Source organism: Brachybacterium sacelli (assembly GCF_017876545.1).
GTDB classification, from domain to species: Bacteria; Actinomycetota; Actinomycetes; order Actinomycetales; family Dermabacteraceae; genus Brachybacterium; species Brachybacterium sacelli.
In genome coordinates, this window is sequence record NZ_JAGIOD010000001.1 from 945,372 (window position 1) to 963,171 (window position 17,800).

15 protein-coding genes are annotated in these 17,800 nt (G+C 70.7%); 9 read left to right on the forward strand and 6 right to left on the reverse strand.

The genetic code is table 11. From position 1 onward, the window contains the following. The first annotated feature begins 2 nt into the window (after positions 1–2). The 4 genes from JOF43_RS04240 to JOF43_RS04255 are packed head-to-tail and all read left to right on the forward strand — an operon-like array spanning position 3 to position 4,636. Positions 3–1,520 carry a tripartite tricarboxylate transporter permease gene (locus JOF43_RS04240; RefSeq protein WP_209899548.1) on the forward strand — a complete coding sequence of 506 codons (1,518 nt, stop codon included), beginning with the start codon at positions 3–5 and terminating at the stop codon, positions 1,518–1,520. Beyond that, positions 1,517–2,830, forward strand: a complete 1,314-nt coding sequence (locus JOF43_RS04245) for an alpha-hydroxy acid oxidase (RefSeq protein WP_209899550.1) — start codon at positions 1,517–1,519, stop codon at positions 2,828–2,830. The genes JOF43_RS04240 and JOF43_RS04245 overlap by 4 nt, the downstream gene beginning before the upstream one ends. Then, positions 2,827–3,834 (forward strand): NAD(P)-dependent oxidoreductase, encoded by a 1,008-nt coding sequence (locus JOF43_RS04250; protein ID WP_209899553.1) that lies wholly within the window; start codon positions 2,827–2,829, stop codon positions 3,832–3,834. The genes JOF43_RS04245 and JOF43_RS04250 overlap by 4 nt, the downstream gene beginning before the upstream one ends. Beyond that, on the forward strand, positions 3,827–4,636 hold the full coding sequence (locus JOF43_RS04255) for an SDR family NAD(P)-dependent oxidoreductase (protein ID WP_209899556.1): 810 nt from the start codon (positions 3,827–3,829) through the stop codon (positions 4,634–4,636). Before JOF43_RS04250 ends, JOF43_RS04255 begins: the two co-directional genes overlap by 8 nt. A gap of 34 nt (positions 4,637–4,670) precedes the next feature. On the opposite strand, the gene JOF43_RS04260 is transcribed toward JOF43_RS04255, so the two are convergent. From JOF43_RS04260 to JOF43_RS04275, 4 genes are all read right to left on the reverse strand, one after another. Continuing rightward, positions 4,671–5,942, reverse strand: coding sequence for an MFS transporter (locus tag JOF43_RS04260; RefSeq protein ID WP_209899559.1), 1,272 nt, complete (start codon positions 5,940–5,942; stop codon positions 4,671–4,673). A 10-nt stretch (positions 5,943–5,952) separates the two neighbouring features. Beyond that, positions 5,953–7,023: a 2-keto-3-deoxygluconate permease gene (locus JOF43_RS04265; RefSeq protein ID WP_342592083.1), complete on the reverse strand. Its 1,071-nt coding sequence runs from the start codon at positions 7,021–7,023 to the stop codon at positions 5,953–5,955. Between the two features lie 166 nt (positions 7,024–7,189). Next, on the reverse strand, positions 7,190–8,155 hold the full coding sequence (locus JOF43_RS04270) for a LysR family transcriptional regulator (protein WP_209899566.1): 966 nt from the start codon (positions 8,153–8,155) through the stop codon (positions 7,190–7,192). A gap of 55 nt (positions 8,156–8,210) precedes the next feature. Next, a complete protein-coding gene (locus JOF43_RS04275; RefSeq protein WP_209899570.1) occupies positions 8,211–8,972 on the reverse strand; it encodes an SDR family NAD(P)-dependent oxidoreductase in 762 nt (253 codons plus the stop codon). Positions 8,973–9,372: 400 nt separating this feature from the next. On the opposite strand from JOF43_RS04275, the gene JOF43_RS04280 reads away from it, so the two are divergent. The 3 genes from JOF43_RS04280 to JOF43_RS04290 all read left to right on the forward strand — a co-directional run bounded on the left by JOF43_RS04280 (position 9,373) and on the right by JOF43_RS04290 (position 12,653). Beyond that, positions 9,373–10,419, forward strand: a complete 1,047-nt coding sequence (locus JOF43_RS04280; protein WP_209899573.1) for a zinc-dependent alcohol dehydrogenase — start codon at positions 9,373–9,375, stop codon at positions 10,417–10,419. Continuing rightward, the gene (rhmD, locus tag JOF43_RS04285) at positions 10,416–11,600 is read left to right on the forward strand and encodes an L-rhamnonate dehydratase (protein WP_209899576.1); all 1,185 of its coding nucleotides are present in this window, start codon (positions 10,416–10,418) and stop codon (positions 11,598–11,600) included. The genes JOF43_RS04280 and rhmD overlap by 4 nt, the downstream gene beginning before the upstream one ends. A gap of 201 nt (positions 11,601–11,801) precedes the next feature. Next, positions 11,802–12,653, forward strand: a complete 852-nt coding sequence (locus JOF43_RS04290; RefSeq protein WP_209899579.1) for a fumarylacetoacetate hydrolase family protein — start codon at positions 11,802–11,804, stop codon at positions 12,651–12,653. 67 nt (positions 12,654–12,720) lie between these two features. Here the strand turns inward: JOF43_RS04290 and JOF43_RS04295 are convergent, their stop codons facing one another. Together JOF43_RS04295 and JOF43_RS04300 are read right to left on the reverse strand one after the other, a co-directional pair. Then, positions 12,721–13,155, reverse strand: a complete 435-nt coding sequence (locus tag JOF43_RS04295) for a hypothetical protein (RefSeq protein ID WP_209899582.1) — start codon at positions 13,153–13,155, stop codon at positions 12,721–12,723. A gap of 41 nt (positions 13,156–13,196) precedes the next feature. After that, positions 13,197–14,681, reverse strand: a complete 1,485-nt coding sequence (locus JOF43_RS04300; protein WP_209899585.1) for an Nramp family divalent metal transporter — start codon at positions 14,679–14,681, stop codon at positions 13,197–13,199. Positions 14,682–15,237: 556 nt separating this feature from the next. On the opposite strand from JOF43_RS04300, the gene JOF43_RS04305 reads away from it, so the two are divergent. Continuing rightward, positions 15,238–16,209, forward strand: a complete 972-nt coding sequence (locus JOF43_RS04305; RefSeq protein ID WP_209899588.1) for a 3-hydroxyacyl-CoA dehydrogenase family protein — start codon at positions 15,238–15,240, stop codon at positions 16,207–16,209. A 129-nt stretch (positions 16,210–16,338) separates the two neighbouring features. Further along, positions 16,339–17,739 (forward strand): GntP family permease, encoded by a 1,401-nt coding sequence (locus tag JOF43_RS04310; protein WP_209899590.1) that lies wholly within the window; start codon positions 16,339–16,341, stop codon positions 17,737–17,739. Positions 17,740–17,800: the final 61 nt, after the last annotated feature.

Consider the following 17,800-nt stretch of genomic DNA (forward strand, 5'->3'; position numbering starts at 1 on the left):
CGATGCTCGAGAACCTCGCCACCGGCTTCGCGGCCTCCCTCTCTCCCGAGAACCTGCTCTGGTGCCTGATCGGCGTCGTCGCCGGCACCGTGATCGGGATGCTCCCGGGCCTCGGGGCCACCACCGGCATCGCGATCCTCATCCCGCTCACCCTCGGGATGGACCCGCTCACCGCGCTCATCATGCTGGCCGGCATCTACTACGGCTGCCAGTACGGGTCGACGATCTCCGCCGTGCTCATCGCGACCCCGGGCGACGCGAACGCGGTCTCCACCGTGCTCGACGGCTACGCGATGGCCCGCAACGGACGCGCCGGGGCGGCGCTCGCGATCTCGGCGATCGGGTCGTTCATCGCGGCCATCGTCTCGGTGCTGCTGCTCGCGGCCCTCGCCGCCCCGATCGCCGACCTCGCGCTGGACTTCGGACCGGTCGAGAACTTCGCCATCATGGTGTTCGCCCTGGCCACGATCGTCTCCTTCTCCGGCGGGAGCGTGTCCAAGGGCCTCATGATGGCGGGCCTGGGCATCTTCCTGTCCACCGTGGGCGTGGCGATGGGATTCACCACCGCACGCTTCACCGGCGGCTCGGTGAACCTGCTGGGCGGTCTGGACTTCGTGGTCGTCATGATCGGCGTCTTCGCGATCGGGGAGGTGCTCACCCAGGTCTCCCAGGGCGGCGCCGCGCCGATCCGTGCGCGCTTCCGCGATCTGGTGATCTCCCGACGGGAGCTGAAGGAGGCGGCACCGGCGATCGGCCGCGGCACCGGCCTCGGCTTCCTGTTCGGCTCCCTCCCGGGCGCCGGCTCCACGCTCGCGTCCTTCCTGGCCTACGGCGTGGAGAAGTCGGTCTCGAAGCGTCCCGAGGAGTTCGGCAAGGGAGCGATCCGCGGGGTGGCGGCACCGGAATCCGCGAACAACGCGGCGGCGAACGCCAACTTCATCCCCACGCTCTCCCTGGGCGTGCCCGGCGGCTCGACCACGGCCGTGCTGCTCGGTGCCTTCATCATGTACGGCGTGCAGCCGGGACCCCTCCTGTTCGAGGAGGAGCCGGTGCTGGTCTGGGGCCTGATCACGTCGTTCTTCATCGGCAACGTGATCCTGCTGGTGCTGAACCTGCCGATGGCACCGCTGTTCGCGCAGATCCTGCGCCTGCCGTACAACTACCTGTACCCGTTCATCATCTTCTTCAGCCTCATCGGGGCCTTCGCGGTCGCGGGGAACTCCTTCGCGCTCGTGGTGGTGGTCCTGGCGAGCCTGCTGGGATACTTCCTCAAGAGGTTCGACTACCCGAGCGCGCCGCTGATCCTCGGGCTCATCCTCGGGCCGATGACGGAGAAGGCGCTGGTGCAGACCTCCGCCTTCGGCCGGGGGGACCTGTCGATCATCCTCGGCTCGCCGGTCGCGGTGGTGATCCTGGTGCTCGCCCTGGTCCTCGGCGCCGCCCCTGTCATCCTGCGCACGATCCGCGCTCGTCGCGAGAGCGACGACACGTCTCCGAAAACCCTCCAAGGAGTCTCATGACTGCCGACTCGACACTCTCCGGCGCCCTCGAATTCGCGAAGATGCTCGCCGCGGGCGGTTTCCGCCTGGACCCCGTGGCCTCCGCCCCGTCCATCGAGGACATCCGCCGCCTGGCGAAGAAGCGCCTGCCCACCATGGCCTTCGACATCATCGACGGCGCCTCCAACCACGAGATCACCCTCGACGCGAACACGCGGGACCTGCGCGACGTCCGCTTCCGGCCCCGCTGGCTCACCGACATCTCGCACATCGACACCTCCGTCGCCGTCGGCGGCACGACGCTGCCCCGCCCTTACGTGCTCGGCCCGCTGGGTCTGCAGCGCATGATCGGCGGCGAGGGTGAGCTGGGTGCGGTGCGCGCCGCGGGGAAGGCGAACATCCCCTTCACCGTCTCCACCGCCTCGAACTGGTCGATGGAGGAGCTCGCCGACGAGGCCACCGGGCCGCTGTGGTACCAGCTGTACATGTACAAGAGCGACCAGATCGTCTCCCGCCTGATCTCCCGGGCGAAGGCCATCGGTGCCGAGGCGCTCGTGGTGACCGTCGACGTGCCGCTGAACGGCAAGCGCTACCGCGACCACCGCAACGGCATGTCGATCCCCCCGAAGATCACCCCGCGCAACGCGGTCCAGGCGATCCGCCACCTCGACTGGACCCGCGCGATCATGCGGCCCCCGACGATCGGCTTCCGCAACCTCGCCGGCGAGATCCAGGGCGACAACGCCGTCTCCCACCAGGAGTTCGTCGCCAAGTATCTCGCGAACCTCACTCTGACCTGGGAGAACATCGCAGACGTGAGGCGGCAGTTCGACGGTCCCCTGTACATCAAGGGCATCCTCACTCCGGAGGACGCGGTGCGCGCCCGCTCGGTCGGGGCGCAGGGCATCTACGTCTCCAACCACGGCGGACGCCAGCTCGACTCCTCGCCCAGCACCATCAGCGTGCTGCCGTCGATCGTCGACGCGGTCGGGGAGGACATGACCGTCGTGTTCGACTCCGGCGTGCGCACCGGGGACGACATCGCCAAGGCTCTCGCGGTGGGGGCGGACCTGGTCTCCATCGGCCGCGCCTGGGGATACGGGAACGCCGCCGCCGGGGAGAAGGGCGTGCTGCGCGTGCTCGAGATCCTCGACGAGGAGCTCGAACTGGCCATGGGCCAGCTCGGCGCGACCAGCATCGGCGCCCTGGACCGCAGCTTCGTCGACTACCCGGAGGCCTGGCACGGCGCAGGTCTGCACCGTGTGCCCGAGCCCGAGCAGGCCATCCAGCCGACCGGACCGACTCCGCCCACCGAGGAGCCCGCCCCATGAGCGCCCCCTGGAAGCTCGCCGTGACCGCCGACTACGCCGAGGCCGACGGCTCGACCATCTACGGGGACATCGGTCTGGGCACCCTCGCCGAACACGACATCGAGTGGTCCCTGGTCGGTGACGGCGAGCGTGAGCTGCGCGGGGACGAGCTCGAGGGCTTCGACGCCGTGGTCCTGCTCAGCGGCACCCCCTTCGGCCGCGCCCAGCTCGAGGGCGTCACGACCCTGAAGCACGTGGCCCGCTTCGGCGCCGGCTTCGACTCCGTGGACCTCGCCGCCTGTGACACCCGCGGCATCACCGTCACCAATGCCCCCACCGGGCTACGGGTACCGATGGCCCACACGGCGCTGACCTTCCTGTTCGCCCTCGCGCACTCCCTGCTGCCCAAGGACCGCCTGGTCCGCGAGGCGGCCTGGGAGCGCAAGGCCGAGCATCGCGGCCCGGGCCTGGCCTCGGCCACGATCGGCGTGGTCGGCCTCGGGGGAATCGGCCAGGAGACGGTGCGCCAGCTGCGCGCTCTGGACCTCGCGGTCATCGCCTGGAACCGCTCCCCGCGCCCCGAGTTCTGCGTCGAGACTGGCATCGAGCAGCTCGCGTTCGAGGAGGTGATCGCCCGCAGCGACTGTCTCATCGTCACCGTCGCCGCCAACGCCGGGACCCGACACCTGATCGGCGCGCGGGAGCTCGCCGCGATGAAGGACTCGGCGTTCCTCATCAACATCGCCCGCGGCGCCGTGGTCGACGAGCCTGCCCTGGTCACCGCCTTGAATGAGGGCACCATCGCCGGGGCGGGGCTGGACGTGTTCGAGGTCGAGCCGCTGCCGGCCGACAGCCCGCTGATCGCCCTCGAAAACGTGGTCCTCTCCCCGCACTCGCTGTGCTGGACCGCGGACTTCGCCGAGGCGACCGGGGCCGAGGTGCTCGGCGAGGTGATCGCCATGGCCCAGGGGACCGCCCCGAGCCACGTGGTGAACGCCCCGGAGGACCGGCCGGGTCATGAGTGAGCGCTCAGCGGCCGACGAATCCCGGCTCACCGATCTGACCTGCGTCGTCACCGGCGCAGCCTCCGAGCGCGGCATCGGCCGCGGGGTCGCGCTGGCCCTCGCCGGCCAGGGCCGGCCGCTGGCCCTGCTCGACCTCGACGGCGCCCGGCTGGCCCACGCCGCCGAGGCCGTGCGCGCCGCCGGCTCCCCCGCCGTCGTGACCGCCGAGGTGGACGTCGCGGACGAGGCGAGCGTCGCGGCGGCGATCTCCGCGGTGGAGTCGGCGCGCGCCTCGCCGACCGGCCCGCTGCCGCCGATCGGGGCCCTGGTCCACTGCGCCGGCGTCGCGGACCCCACCCCGTTCCTCGAGATGACCAGCTCCGGCTTCCAGCGCACCCTGGCGATCAACACCCTGGGCCTCTTCCATCTCGCCCGGCGCGTGCTGCCGGGGATGCTCGACCAAGGGCTGGGACGGATCGTCGCCATGAGCTCGACCGCCGCACAGGACGGCGGCGGAAACTTCTCGACCTCCGCCTACGCCGCCTCCAAGGCCGGGGTCGAGGGCCTGATCCGGGGGCTGGCGAAGGAGGTCGCGGGCACGGGGGTGACCACTGCCGCGATCGCGCCGGCCAACATCGATACCGACATCATGGGCGGAGCCCTCGTGGGGCAGCGGCGCGAGGAGTTCGTCGCCCGCACCCCGGTGGGTCGCCTGGGCACCACTCGGGAGCTCGGCGAGCTGGTCGCCTTCCTCGTCGGCCCGCACGGCGGCTTCACCACCGGAGCGACCTACAACCTCAACGGCGGTCTGCGGGTGGGCTGATCGACGTGCTGAGGAGGGACGAGTCGGGAGGAGATCAGCCGGTCGGGCGGGGGCTGATCGACGTGGAGCCGGGCGTGACCTGCCGCGTGGTGAGGAACAGGCCGATGGCCGCGAGGGCCAGGAAGAGGCCCATCGAGGTGAAGGCGAGCCGGTACTCGTCGAGCCCGGTGCGGCCGTCGGGCGCCAGCACGTCCAGGAGCAGTCCGATCGTCAGCACCGCCAGCAGCGAGGTGGTGTACCCGCCGATGTTGACCATCCCGGTGGCGGTGCCGATCGCCCGTCGGGGCACCCCGGTGCGGGCGAGGTCGAAGCCCACCGAGCAGGTCGCCGAGCCGACCGAGAGGGCGAGGATCAGCGGCAGCAGCTGCCAGGCGGTGAGGGGGACGGGGACCAGCAGGGTCCCGGTCCAGGCGAGGGCGAGCACGCCCCCGGCGATCCAGCCCAGCCGGGCACGATGGTGGGGGAAGCGCCCCGTGGCCACGCCGACCAGCGGCCCGATCGCGACCATCACCACCACGTTGAGGGTGAGCAGGGCGCCCACCTGGGCGGGTTCGAGACCGTGGCCGTGGGTCAGGTAGGGCACGCCCCAGAGGAACAGGAAGGTGTTCACCGTCCCCAAGGTCAGGGCGTGCAGGAAGAAGCCCGACCACGCCGCCCGGGAGGTGAATACGTCGCGCAGCACCTGCCCGGCGCGCGGCGATTCCCGCGCCGGGGTGCCCTCCTCCCCCGGCGGCTCGTCGCGCACCACGGCGAGCACCAGCAGCACGCTGAAGAGCAGCAGGAATGCCAGTGAGGACCACGCCGCGGTCCAGCCGAGAGAGACCAGGACCGCGAGGAAGGGCACCGCGGCCACGGCCTGGCCGAACTGCCCGATCATGGTCGCGAGCTGCGTGAACACGGGGACCTGGCCGGTCGGGAACCAGGTCGCGATCAGCCGCACCACGCTGATCAGGGTGGCCGCGTCGCCGATGCCCGTCAGCATCCGTGCCACCAGGGCGGTGGGCACGTCGCTCGCCAGGGCGAGCAGCAGCTGGCCCGCGGCCATGGTCACCGCGCCGAGGACCATCATGCGCCGGGGGCCGATGCGGTCCAGCAGCAGCCCGGCAGGGATCTGCGCGGCCGCGTAGGTGCCCAGCTGCACCACCCCGAACAGGCTCAGCACTGCCCCGTCGACCCCGAAGCGGGCGGAGGCCTCGACGCTCGCCACCCCGAAGGAGGCGCGCCCCGAGACGGCGCACAGATAGGCGAAGACCCCGACCGCCCAGACCAGGTGGGCGCGGGTCACTCGCGGTGCGGCAGAGGTCATGAAAGCTGGCTCACCTGGGGGTCGACGAGGCGGATTCGGGAGAGTCGGAGGCGGAGGCCGGTCGGGGTTCTCCGCGCGCGTCGAGCCCGTCCTGGTCGGGATCGCTCAGAGTCCCGTTCCGCCTCAGGAACCAGGCGGCGACGAGGGGTGCGGTGAGGGCGGAGATCAGGACGGCCGTGGCGACCTGCACCGTGGCCACGTCGACGTACTGCTCGAAACGTGGATCGGCCGACGCGATGATCGCCGGGGTCACGATGGAGTTCCCGGCGGTGGTGCCCGCCGCGAAGCCGATGCCCGAGCGCTTGCCCCGCCGCAGCAGGAAGCGGTACGCCAGGTAGGTCGTGCCGCCCGTGAACGGCGTGACGACCAGTCCCAGGACGATGCCGGTCACGCCGCCCGTGAGGATCGCGCTGAGGTCGATGCCCGTGCCGAGGCCGAAGGCGAAGAACGGGATCACGATGTTCGGGACCGGGCGCATGATCTCGGTCCAACGGTGGTCGATGTTGCCGACGAAGATGCCCAGGACCAGGGGGATGATGGCAGCGGCGAAGGCGTCCAGCGGGATCGACCCGAGACCGGCGGCCCCGATGAACAGCATGGTGAAGAACGGACCGTCGTTCATCGCGGAGGCGACGTAGGCGCCGCGGTCGGTCCGGGTGCCGTATTTGCCGGTGAAGGCCAGCCAGATGCCGCCGTTGGAATTGTCGAAGGTCGCCAGCAGCGCCAGGATCGAGATCCCGAGGATGCCGTCCAGTCCCACGGCGACACCGAGGGCGACCACGAGCAGGCCGGGAACGAGGGTCTTGCCCAGCAGGAGCGCGCCGGTGGTGCCGGCGACGGGGCCGATGCTGCGAGGGGTGATCTGCATGCCGGTGGCGAAGATGACCAGGGCCATCAGGGGCATCGGGGTGGCGAAGAGTGCCGTGGTGAAGCTGCCGAGCTCCAGGAACCCGGGAGCCGTGGTGGCCACCACGGCGCCGAGGACCAGGGGGATCACCATGGTCCCACCGGGGATCCTGTCCATGGTCCCGTAGAGCGGGGAGCGCAGCGTCGTCGGGTCGGGCGGGGTGGGGTCGGGCACGGAGGGGCTCCTTCTGGCCTCGTCACGAGAAGGGGGCATCGCCGCGGTCGAGCAGTTCGTCCCGGTGGTGCTGACGCACGCCGGGAAACCCGAAGTGACCGGCTGGGCTTGCCCTATAGGATCTACGTCCCGTGTCGGGCGGTCAAGCAGCGACCGCGTCGTCCCGTCACTCGGGAGCGTCGCGCCTCGCCGCCGCGCGTGCAGGCTGCACCCCCGGCGGCGGTGCCGCCGAGAGGATCGCGCGGTAGACCACGTCCACGCTGGGTGAGGTGGTGCGACGATCCCGGGTGGCCGCGACCTGCCGTCCCTCCGCCGCCGTGCCCACCGGCACCACCACCGTCCCGGCGGTGTCGCAGATGGTCGCCGCGAGCGCGTTCAGCAGCCCGACGCCCAATCCGGCCCGGGCCAGGTTCACGACGGTCTGCGGCTGCTCGGACTGCCAGGCCAGCGGGATCTCGAGCGCCCAGGCCTGCAGTGCGCTGCCGGTGTCGGGGTCGACGGCGGCACCGGGCTGGGCGACGGCGATGAGGGGGTGCGCCTGGAGCGCGTGCGGAGACAGCCCGCCGCTCGCGGCGTCGCCCTCGACCAGCACGGGGTGTGCCGGCGGGACGATCGCGACGTAGCGCTCGGTCCACAGGTGGACGCTGCGGAGATCCTCCGACGGGGGATCGGCCGCGAGGGAATGGATCGCGATGTGGAAGCGGCCGGAGACGATCCCGGAGACCAGGTCCCCGGTGGTGTGCTCGGTGAGCTCGACCCGCAGGAAAGGGTGCTCGGCGTGGACCGCGGCCAGCACCCCGGGCAGGAAGCCGGCGCTGACGCTGGGATGGCAGCCGATCACGACCCGTCCGCGCGGCGTCCCGGTGTGGGCGTCGACGGCCTCCGCGCCCTTCTCCAGCGCCTCGAGCACGGCGCGGGCGTGGGGGAGGAAGGCGGTGCCCAGCTCCGTCGGCCCGATCGGGCGATGGCTGCGATCGACGAGGGTTCCGCCCAGCGTCCGCTCCAGCGCGGCGACGTGCGTGCTGACCCGGGACTGTGCCCGGTGCAGGGCACGGGCGCCGGCGGAGAAGCTGCCGTGGTCGATGACCGCCACGAAGGTCTCCAGCCAGTCCGTCTGCTCTATCCGCGCCATCGCGTCCTCCGTCCTTTGGGGCCACCGGGGCGGGCCCCCGGGGTCCGTTGCGGCCTCAGGACCGGGTGCGCAGAGTCGTCATGCCGCCGTCGATCGGCAGCAGCACCCCGGTCGTGGAGCGGTTGCGAGGAGAGGCGAGATAGCAGTGCGCCTCGGCGACCTCCTCGGGCTCCACCAGGCGGCCGTGGGGCTGGCGCGCGTTCAGCGCGGCGCGCTCGGCCGCGGGATCCTCGGCCTTCTCCATCAGCCGGCCGATCCACGGGGTGTTCGCGGTGCCCGGCACCACGGCATTGACCCGGATGCCCTTGGCCACCCAGTCCGCGGCCATGGCCAGGGTCATCGCCTGCACCGCGCCCTTGGAGGCGCCGTAGAGCACACGGTCGGGAAGGCCCAGCATCGATGCGATCGAGGCGGTGTTGACCACCACGGCGGCCTCGGAGCGGCGCAGGTGGGGGAGGGCCGCGCTGGTCACGCGAGCCACGGAGACCACGTTGACGTCGAGCACGCGGTGCCACTCGGCGTCGTCGTTCGTCTCGACCTGGCCCTGGGCGCCGATGCCGGCGTTGTTGATGACGATGTCGATCCCGCCCAGCTCCTCGGCAGCACGGTCCACCGCGGCCTGCACGGCGGCGGTGTCGGTGACGTCGACCTGGATCCGGATCGCGCCCTCGGGGGCGTCGGAGGGGTCGAGATCGAGGGCCGCGGTCGCCGCGCCGCGGGCCTGGAGGGCACGGATCGTGGCCGCGCCGATGCCTGCGCCGCCCCCGGTGATCAGGGCTGTGAGTCCGGCGAATTCAGCATCCGTCGCTGCAGTCATGGGGTGTTCTCCTCGTCGAGTCGTCTTCCCTGCAGGATATGGGACCGGGCGTCGAGCGTGTCGGGGCGCCCGCCACGCGCGTCGTCGTCAGTGCCGGGTCCCTGGTCGCCATGGGAAGTCGGGGCGGCAGGGAGAGGCATCGCTGCCGGTGAGAGGCGTCGGGAAAAGACGTTGCCGAAATCGGATACGGGGATCCCGGAACGCGGATCGCGCGCAGGGGACCTGAGCTCCGCGGCGTTGATAGCGTTCGGAGCAGGCGATACGAAAGGCGTGCGCGAGGACTGCGGGCGCTCTGACCTCCGATGTCTCGTGGTCGTGATGGCTCGGGCACGGAATGTGCCGACCCGCGTCGCGGCCGGATCGCCCCGTCTCTCCACCACCCCATCTTGGAGGAGCTTTCGTGCGAGCACTCGTCCTGACCGACTTCCACCAGCTCGACCTCGTCGAGACCTGGCGTCCCGAGCCCGGCCCCGGCGAGGTGTTGCTGCGCGTCTGCGCCACCGGCATCTGCGGCTCCGACGTCCACGGCTTCACCGGGGACAACGGCCGGCGAGCCCCCGGGCAGGTCATGGGCCACGAATCCTCCGGCACGATCGCCGCCCTCGGGGACGGGGTCGACGCCTCGGTCCTGCCGCTCGGAGCCCCGGCCACCTTCAATCCCGTCGTGGTGCCCGAGGAACTTCTCGAGCGGTACCGCGATCGGGAGCAGCACGCCCCGGGCAAGCAGGTCATCGGAGTCGCCCAGCAGGTCCAGGCCTCCTTCGCCGACTACGTCATGGTGCCGGCGCGCAACGTGCTGCTGCTGGATGCGGCGATGCCGCTGCACCTCGGCGCCCTCATCGAGCCGCTCGCCGTCGCGGTGCACGCCGTGGGCCTGGCCCGCCCCCGGACCGACGAGACGGTCCTGGTCGTCGGCGGCGGTCCGATCGGGCAGAGCGTCGTGCTCGCGCTGCAGCGCGCCGGCGTTCGGGACATCGTGCTGTCCGAGCGGGATCCGAGCCGCCGGGAGCTGGTCGAGGCCCTCGGCGTCACCGCGCTCGACCCGTCGGCCGGGCCCCTCGCGGAGCAGGTCGGCGAGGTGCTCGGCGGCGCGGCTGATCTCGCGATCGACGCCGTCGGCCTCAGCCCCACCATGAGCGATGCCCTCGCCTCGACCGCGCTCGGCGGCCGCGTGGTGCTCGTCGGCATGGGCTCGCCCCGGCTCGAGCTGCCGGCCTTCGCGATCAGCACCGAGGAGCGTGCGATCATCGGCTCCTTCACCTATTCCGCGCGTGACTTCGCCGCGGCCGCCACCTGGATCGGCGAGCACGTGGAGCAGGCCACCCCGCTGGTCAGCAGTGTCATCGATCCCGCGCAGGCCCATGAGGCCTTCACCGCGCTCGCGGCCGGACAGGGCCCTGCCGGCAAGATCCTCGTCCGCTTCGACCAGGAGGAGCTCGGCGCATGAACACCCACCACCGCACCATCGCCCACGTCCGGGCCTACACCGTCTCCGGCGGCGGCGCCGACTACCACGACCAGGGCGCGGACCACTGGATCGACGACCACATCGCCACCCCGATGTCCGGATACCCCGGATACGCCGACTCCCGGCAGTCCTTCGGCCTCAACGTGCTGGGCACGCTGATGGTCGAGATCGAGGCCGACGACGGCACCGTCGGCTTCGCCGTCTCCACCGGCGGCGAGCTCGGCGCCTGGATCGTCGAGAAGCACCTGGTGCGCTTCCTCGAGGGGGCGCGGGTGAGCGACATCGAGCGGATCTGGGACCAGATGTACCGCTCGACCCTCTTCTACGGCCGCCGCGGCATCGTGCTGAACACGATCAGCGCCCTCGACCTCGCCCTCTACGACCTGCTGGGGCGTCTCCGCCAGGAGCCGGTGTACGCCCTGCTCGGCGGGCCCGTGCGCGATGAGCTGACCATGTACGCGACCGGCGCGCGGCCCGACGTCGCGAAGCAGCTGGGCTTCCTCGGCGGGAAGATGCCCCTGCACCACGGCCCGGCCGACGCAGAGGAGGGGATGGAGAAGAACATCGCCCTCCTCGCCGAGATGCGCGAGAGGGTCGGGGCCGACTTCTGGCTCATGTACGACTGCTGGATGTCGCTGGACGTGGACTACGCGACCCGTCTCGCCCACCGCGCCCACGAGTACGGGCTGCGCTGGCTCGAGGAGGCGCTGATCCCCGACGACTACTGGGGCTACCAGCAGTTGCGGAGGAATGCGCCGCCGGGCATGCTGATCACCACCGGCGAGCACGAGGCCACCCGCTGGGGATTCCGGCAGCTGCTCGAGATGGGTGCGGCCGACATCATCCAGCCCGACGTCGGCTGGTGCGGCGGCATCACCGAGCTGCTGAAGATCTCCGCGCTCGCCGACGCCCACGGGGCGATGGTGGTCCCGCACGGCTCCTCCGTGTACTCCTACCACTTCGTCCTCACCAGGACGAACAGTCCCTTCAGCGAGTTCCTCATGATGCACCCGAGCGCCGAGGAGATCGTCCCGATGTTCTCCCCGATGCTGCTCGGCGAGCCGGTGCCGGAGGACGGCAGGATCCGGGTCCCGGACACCCCGGGCTTCGGCGTCGAGTTCAACCCCGAGATCCCCCGGGAGCGCCCCTTCCCCCACTGAGCCCCGGACCCGCGCCCACTGCCCGCCCCACTCCGCCCCGAGACATCGGAGGTATCACGGTGCGGTCCCGAAGATCGGAAGGCCTCGGATCCTGGCACAGTGGGGGTGGACGACGCGTCCAGGGCGCCTCGGCGTCCGCCATCGACCGACCCGCCGCCGTCGGCGGGATCGCGGCCCGCCCCACCCCTTCGAAGGAGAACCATGCAGCTGCGACGACTCGGCCCGAGCGGCCAGGAGAAGCCCGCCCTCGTCAGCGACGGCGTCACCTACCGCCTCGAGGCGGTCACCGACGACGTCACCGGGGCCTTCCTGGCCGACGACGGGATCGGGAGGGCCGCCGCGGCGCTGGCCGCCGGCGAGCTGCCGGTCTGGGAGGGGGCGGAGGCCGAGCGCATCGGCGCCCCTATCGCGCGTCCCGAAGCAGTGATCTGCATCGGCCAGAACTACGCCGCGCACGCCGCGGAGTCCGGCGCCGAGCCGCCCACCACCCCGATCGTCTTCTTCAAGCACCCCAACACGGTGGTCGGGCCGCATGACGAGGTCCCGATCCCGCCGCGCGCCACCAAGGTCGACTGGGAGGTCGAGCTCGGCGTGGTGATCGGGAAGCGTGCCTCGTACCTGGAGGACGAGGACACCGCGCTCGACGCCATCGCCGGCTATGTGACCAGCCACGACGTCTCCGAGCGCGACTTCCAGATCGCCGAGTCCGGCGGGCAGTGGTCCAAGGGCAAGTGCGCGGAGAACTTCAACCCGGTCGGCCCCGCCCTGGTGCCGGCCGCCGAGATCGAGCAGCAGCGGCTGCGGCTGTGGTCCAGCGTGAACGGCGAGGCCCGGCAGGGCTCCACCACGGCCGACATGGTTTTCACCGTCGCCCAGCTGGTCCATCACCTCTCGCAGTACATGGTGCTCTCGCCCGGCGACCTGATCAACACCGGCACCCCGCAGGGCGTGGGCCTGTCCGGTCGCTTCCCGTACCTCGCCGACGGCGACGTGGTGGAGCTGGGCATCGAGGGTCTCGGCGAGCAGCGTCAGCGGTTCGTCCAGCGCGCCTGAGCCGAACCCGCGGACCGGCCGGCGCCCCGGCAGCCGATCGGCTGCCGGGGCGCCGGCACGAGGGGGATCAGCGGGCGGAGGCGAGACCGCCGTCGATCTTCCGGATGGCCCTGGTGCTGCGCCAGGCGAGCACCAGCGTGGGGACCGAGAAGATCAGCAGAGCCAGCGCCAGGGCCGGGTTCCAGGGCCAGGCCACGGCGGCCAGCCCTGCGATGATCACGGTCAGCAGCAGCATCACCCGGCGACTGCGCTCGTAGGCCTCGCGCATCTCGCTCAGCTCCGCCTTCAGCTGCGCCTGCTCCGCGGAGGTCTCGGCCCGCGGTCCGCGGGCGGCCTCGGCGGAGGCCCTCCGATCGGCGCGCGTGGTGATGACCAGGCGTGCCGCATACGCCACGGCGGCGACCAGCACCAGCGCGAAGCCGAGCCAGTTCTCCCGCGAGGCGAAGAGCCACGACAGCACGAGGCACGACCCGATCGCGATCAGGTACACAGGGGTCCGCATGGTCCCGGATCCTCTCACGGCGGCGGGGGCGGTCATCGTGCTCATCCCAGGAAGTTCACGAAGAACTGGACCAGCGCGAGCGCCCCGGCGGCGAACAGGAAGATCGAGCTGATCAGCACGATCACCCGCAGCACCACATGCATCCGGTAGGGCTTCGGGAGCACCTTGTGCTCCGTCCACAGCTGCGCGAAGCCCCACACGCCCAGCGAGAGCACGCCGCCGAGGATGCCGGCGAAGGAGATCACCGCGGTGTAGCTGACGCCGCTGAACAGCAGGAAGGTCGCTCCGACGAAGGTGTACGTGGCGACCGCGATGCGGATCCGGTGCCAGTGCTTCTCCTCGCGCAGGAACTTGAACGATGGGGCGAAGGCCTCACGGACCGTGTACGGGTAGATCGTCGAGAACAGGGCCTGCAGCGAGCCGAAGAACGCCGCCCAGATCGCGAGCTGGTAGAGGTACACCAGCACCGGGGAGATGACGGAGAAGAAGGCCGCCTGGTTGGTGAGGATGTTGTCGTCGGCGGGGACCTCCTGGCCTGCACCGGTGCCCAGCACGATGTCGCCCAGGATGATGAAGGTCAGCGCCAGGATCGTCACGGAGACGAAGGAGGCGAGCACGTCGAGCTTGACGGCGCGCAGCCAGGCGCGGCCGTTGTCCACGTTCTCCGCGTCCTCGGCCAGCGGGATGCGGGCCTGGTCGGTGTCCAGGCGGTTGAGCTTCTCCTCGAGCTCGGCATGATTCGGGGTGCCGAGCATGCCCCAGCGCTTCGCGCGCAGCGAGCCGACGTAGCCGATGTAGTCGTAGCTGCCGCCGCCGAGGGCGCCGAGGTAGGCGATGATCTCGAGCGGGATCGGCCGGGCCGCGACGTCGGGATAGCCCTCCCGCACCCACGCCGGATACTCGCTGGGAATGTTCGGGATCAGCCCGTGCAGGGCCTCGACCCACGGCGGGTTGGAGACGAAGACCGCGACGAAGGCGAAGACGATCATGAGTCCCACCACGACCGTCTGGAAGTTCTCGACGATCTTGAAGCTGCGCACGAACACGGTGACGAAGCCGATGACACCCCAGATCATTCCCCAGATCATGGGATCGATGTCGGTGTGGAAGGTCCAGTTCGACCACTGTCCGAGCCCCTTGAAGTAGGCCACGGCCCAGGAGGGGAAGCAGGCCACGGCGAGGACTCCGAGCAGCAAGGCCAGCCAGTTCCGGGGCCCGGGGATGATCTGGGCCCAGCGCTGGAACGGGTGCTCGCCGGTGAGGGTGATGTAGCGGGCGCCGGAATAGACGATGGCGGCCTTCATGATCGCGCAGAGCACGAAGGTCCAGATGATGGCCACGCCGAAGACGGCGCCGCCGCGGGAGGCGGAGAACACCTCGCCGTTGCCGATGGTGACGGAGGCGAGGATCATGCCGGGCCCGGTGAAGGCCAGCAGGTTCCCGAAGCTCCATTTCTTCAGTCGGGGGTCCGCCTCGGGGAAGCGCAGCTCCCCGAGCCCGAGCTTCTCAGGCTGTCCTGTGGTCATGTCAGCTGGTCCTCCTTTGGGCCAGTCGTCGGATGTCTCCGGGGGAGAGCGCTGTCGTCGGCCGGGACGCGCCACGATCGTGCGGCCCGTCCCCGGTGTCATCCGGAAGCGCCCTCGCTCCAGCCAGGTGAAACCTGGCTCACATTCGTGGCGAACCTAGGCCGTGCAGCGGCCCGTGTCAACCAGTTCCTACAGGATCGTGGATCGAGCAAGGTCGCGAGAGCTGCGTCCGACCTTCGGAAGAGATGACGCGTGGCACCGAGGCCCTGACGAGAGGTGCCTCTCCGTCGTGCGCTCGAGTGTCCTCGTCGACGCGAGGGGAGTGGTGGCAGAATGGAGGATGACGGCTTGCTGCGCGGACGGCCCGCCGTCGGTCGGGGCCGACCGGTCGGGAGCGCCCGGCTGGGACTGACCCTCTCGCACCGCTCGGCAATATCCAATAGGATTGTGAGACATCAGCAGGGCCAGGTGGCCGCCCGGGATGCCCCGGAGCGGCCCTTGGCGGCACAGGCGCCCTCCTCCGTGGCGGCGCACAGCTCGGACGAAGGAGTTCTCCATGACCATCTCCACCGTGACCATCGTCGGCGCCGGCTACATGGGCGGCGGCATCGCCCAGGTGCTCGCCATCGCCGGCTTCGACGTGACCATCGCCGATGTCAGCGTCGAGACCGCCAACGCCTCCCTCGAGCGCCTCCAGAAGGAGGCGCGCGACTTCGAGGAGCAGGGCCTGTACTCGCCGGGCAGCGCGGACCTCGTCGCGAAGAACATCTCCGCCGGCAAGCCTCTCGCGGAAGCGGTCGCCGAGGTCGACTTCATCGAGGAGGCCGTCTTCGAGCGCCTCGACGTCAAGCGCGACGTGCTCGCGACCATCTCCCAGCACGCCCGGCCCGACGCCATCATCGGCACCAACACCTCGACCATCCCGGTCAAGGAGCTCGAGAGCGCCGTGCAGCATCCCGAGCGGTTCCTCACCGTCCACTTCTCCAACCCGGCGCCCTTCATCCCCGGCGTCGAGCTCGTGGCCGGGGCCTCCACCACCGCGGAGGCCGTCGAGGCCGTCAAGGAGCTGCTGGCGACGTCCGGCAACCAGGGTGCCCAGGTCGCCGACACTCCCGGCATGGTGCTCAACCGCCTCCAGTACGCGCTGCTGAAGGAAGCCACCTCCGTCGTCGAGGAGGGCGTCGCGACCGCCGAGGACGTCGACACCATCGTGCGCACCACCTTCGGCTTCCGCCTGGGTTTCTTCGGGCCCTTCGCGATCGCCGACCAGGCGGGGCTGGACGTCTACGCGAACTGCTTCGTGACCTTCGAGGACGCCTTCGGGGAGCGACTGGCGACCCCGCAGCTCCTCACCGACGCCGTCGCCGGGGACCGCAAGGGCGTCAAGAACGGCAAGGGCCTGCTGGGCGACTACGACGAGAACGCCTCCGCCGAGCTGATCGCCTACCGCAACAAGGCCTACGCGAAGATGTCGCAGCTGCTCGCCGAGCTCGGCCCGGCGCCGAAGGCCGCCCCGCAGGCCGACTGACCTCCCGCCGGGCCCGACGCTCGGCGCCCTCCCGGACCGGGACCCTGTGCCTGCGCGCAGGGTCCCGGGTCCTTACACCCCTGACCGCGCCCGTCGCGGGCACCACACAGATCACTGGAGATCCACCCCGTGGAAGAACTCGTCCTCGCGGACCGGCCCGTCTGGCTGCTCCTGTCGATCGCCGTCGTCGCGATCACCGTCCTGCTGGTCCTCATCATCAAGGCCCGACTGCACGCCTTCTTCTCCCTGCTGATCGTCGCCGTGGCCACCGGCCTCGCCGCCGGCATCGGCGTCGGCGACGTCATCGAGGTGGTGATCGACGGCTTCAGCTCCACGGTAGGCACCGTCGCCCTCCTGGTCGGCTTCGGTGCCGTGCTGGGCAGACTCATCGAGGTCACCGGCGGCGCCCAGGTGCTCGCCGACAAGATGCTCAACACCTTCGGGGAGGCGCGGGCGCCGCTCGCGCTCTCGGTCGCGTCGCTGTTCTACGCGTTCCCGATCTTCCTGGATGCCGGCTTCATCGTCATGCTGCCAGTCATCTACACCGTGGCCCGCCGCCTCGGCGGCTCGTTCATGCTCTACGCACTGCCCTCGATCGCGTCGTTCATGATGATGCACGCGCTGCTTCCCCCGCACCCCGGGCCCACGGCCGCAGCCACCGTGATGGGCGCCGACATCGGCCTGGTCGTGCTGATGGGACTGCTCATCGGCCTGCCCACCTGGTACTTCGGCGGTTACCTGGTGGCACGCGCGATCTCCAAGCGCTTCCCCGACACCCCGGTCCCGGCCCTGCTCGGCGAGCCCCGCGACGTGCCGGTCGACGAGCGTCCCAAGTTCGGCGCGATCGTGATCGTGCTGCTGCTCCCGCTTGTGCTGATCTTCTTCAACACCGCCTTCTCCACGGCCGAGCAGTCCGGCGCGGTGAGCGCGGACAACGTCTTCTACCAGGTGTCCCGCCTGATCGGGGAGACCCCTGTAGCCCTCGCGCTCTCCGCGCTGCTCGCGATGCTCGTGCTCTACGTGATCCCTCGACGTCGTCGGGGCGAGGAGACCGGCGGGGTCCTCGAGGAGCTCGTGGACGACGCCCTCTCACCTGTCTGCTCGATCATCCTGATCACCGGTGCGGGCGGCGCCTTCGGAGCGATCCTCACCGAGACCGGTATCGGCGAGGAGGTCGCGAACGGTCTCGACGCGATGGGGCTCCCGCTCATCGTCGCCGCCTACCTGGTCACCATGGCGATGCGCATCGCGCAGGGCTCGGCCACGGTCGCCGCCACCACCGGCGCCTCGATCATGGCACCGGCGATTCTCGGCGGCGACTTCAACTCGATCGCCGTCTCCGCCATGGTGATCACCATCGGCGCGGCCTCGATCGGCTGGTCGCACGTGAACGACTCCGGCTTCTGGCTGATCGGCAAGTTCTGCGGCTTCGACACGGCGACCACCTTCAAGACCTGGTCGGTGGTCGGCACCACGATCTCGCTGGTCGCGTTCGCGCTGTCGGCGGTCGTCTTCGTCCTCGCCGCCTGAGAGCGGACCCCGCCACACCGGCGACGGTCGAGTTCCGGGCCGCGACTGCGCGAGGATTGGC

Excerpts from the sequence above, each read along its gene's own strand:
- JOF43_RS04260 (WP_209899559.1), bottom strand. The coding sequence starts at position 5,942 with ATGACCTCTGCCGCACCGCGAGTGACCCGCGCCCACCTGGTCTGGGCG.
- JOF43_RS04275 (WP_209899570.1), bottom strand. The coding sequence starts at position 8,972 with ATGACTGCAGCGACGGATGCTGAATTCGCCGGACTCACAGCCCTGATC.
- JOF43_RS04305 (WP_209899588.1), top strand. The coding sequence starts at position 15,238 with ATGACCATCTCCACCGTGACCATCGTCGGCGCCGGCTACATGGGCGGC.
- JOF43_RS04295 (WP_209899582.1), bottom strand. The coding sequence starts at position 13,155 with ATGCGGACCCCTGTGTACCTGATCGCGATCGGGTCGTGCCTCGTGCTG.
- JOF43_RS04250 (WP_209899553.1), top strand. The coding sequence starts at position 2,827 with ATGAGCGCCCCCTGGAAGCTCGCCGTGACCGCCGACTACGCCGAGGCC.
- JOF43_RS04245 (WP_209899550.1), top strand. The coding sequence starts at position 1,517 with ATGACTGCCGACTCGACACTCTCCGGCGCCCTCGAATTCGCGAAGATG.
- JOF43_RS04290 (WP_209899579.1), top strand. The coding sequence starts at position 11,802 with ATGCAGCTGCGACGACTCGGCCCGAGCGGCCAGGAGAAGCCCGCCCTC.
- JOF43_RS04255 (WP_209899556.1), top strand. The coding sequence starts at position 3,827 with ATGAGTGAGCGCTCAGCGGCCGACGAATCCCGGCTCACCGATCTGACC.
- JOF43_RS04240 (WP_209899548.1), top strand. The coding sequence starts at position 3 with ATGCTCGAGAACCTCGCCACCGGCTTCGCGGCCTCCCTCTCTCCCGAG.
- JOF43_RS04300 (WP_209899585.1), bottom strand. The coding sequence starts at position 14,681 with ATGACCACAGGACAGCCTGAGAAGCTCGGGCTCGGGGAGCTGCGCTTC.
- rhmD (WP_209899576.1), top strand. The coding sequence starts at position 10,416 with ATGAACACCCACCACCGCACCATCGCCCACGTCCGGGCCTACACCGTC.
- JOF43_RS04270 (WP_209899566.1), bottom strand. The coding sequence starts at position 8,155 with ATGGCGCGGATAGAGCAGACGGACTGGCTGGAGACCTTCGTGGCGGTC.